Genomic DNA, 1,232 nt, shown 5'->3' on the forward strand with positions numbered 1-1,232 from the left:
CTGCCGTAGTGCTGGCCTTTGGTACTATTATGCTCGCCTTTGTATAGCAATTGCTGTTCCGATAACTGCGTATGATCGCTACTTAGCTTAGCGCGCATTAGGGCGGTGTTACTTCCGCTGCCTTTGCCCTCACTACTTGAGTAACTAAAGTACAGCCATTGGTTTTGCTTACTATCGGTGTGTAGTGCTAAATCAAGCAATCCACCTTGACCATTAGCATCAATGTTGGGCAGCCCTGAAACCTTAGCTAACGTAGTTGTATTTTTAGGTAATAGGTATAACGTTCCACTGCGCTCAGATATTAACAAATCACCATTAGCTAAAGGCTCAATAGCCCAAGGTATAACTATGCCTTCTGCCGCTGTTACTGCGTTAACGTTAAGCGGTAAAGTATCGAGTTCTTTATAGTTTTTTATGTAATCGCTTTGTGCATTTGCGGGTGCATTAATAGCAAACATAGCAACAGTTAAGCCCGTAAGTATTAGTTTAGGGAGTGTGTTATGTGACATTAAATTTATCATTATGGCTTCCAAAATTAATCCAATCTTACATAACCTTAACATGGCATAAATAAATTTGTTAAGTGTTGAGTTGAATGAAAAACACACACTTATATTTTTATATGATGATCTTTTAACAGAAAATTGTTTTAGCAATTAGCACTAATAAAAAATTGAATAATTACTCTACTGGGGTTGAAAACTAAAAATTTCAGCGTACACTTGTGCGCTGAAGTTTGAGCGTACACGTGTAAGTTCAAACGTTAAGTATTTTACGACCCAAGAGATTAATAGTGATGATAATTAAAGTATTAAACCAATTTTCAAAATGGTTTTTACACCATCAAAGTTTTGCAGGCTATATAGAGCCAATAATGCAGGTGTTTAAACCTGCGTGGCGTGCAGGGCAGTTTAGAGCGCAAGTTGTTAATACGACGGTACTTAATGGTGGCTTTTTAAGTGTGCAACTTAAGCCAAGCAAACAATGGCCAGCACATACGCCAGGGCAGCACATTAGCTTAACGCTTGAAATTAATGGGCGATTATTAACACGCGTTTTTACCGTGGCTTCAAGCGCTCAACAATTTAAAAATACAGGTTTAGTGCGTTTACTAATCAAAACAAATACGCAAGGGCGCTTTACTGGCTTACTCAGCAGCGCATTAAAAGCGGGTTTGTGGTGCAATATTTCTGCGCCAAACGGCGACTTTGTATTTAAAAACACACATACAC

General features: G+C 38.6%; 2 protein-coding genes. One reads left to right on the forward strand and one right to left on the reverse strand.

Annotation, left to right across the window (positions count from 1 at the left end):
• Positions 1 to 521 (reverse strand): PQQ-dependent sugar dehydrogenase (locus L647_RS0100130; protein ID WP_024609412.1); only part of this gene is annotated, 521 nt, incomplete at its 3' end.
• Between the two features lie 275 nt (positions 522 to 796).
• On the opposite strand from L647_RS0100130, the gene L647_RS0100135 reads away from it, so the two are divergent.
• On the forward strand, positions 797 to 1,232 hold a 436-nt coding region (locus L647_RS0100135), incomplete at its 3' end, for an FAD-binding oxidoreductase (protein WP_024609413.1).

Origin of the sequence: Pseudoalteromonas sp. TB64 (genome assembly GCF_000498095.1) — a bacterium.
Taxonomy (GTDB): Bacteria; Pseudomonadota; Gammaproteobacteria; order Enterobacterales; family Alteromonadaceae; genus Pseudoalteromonas.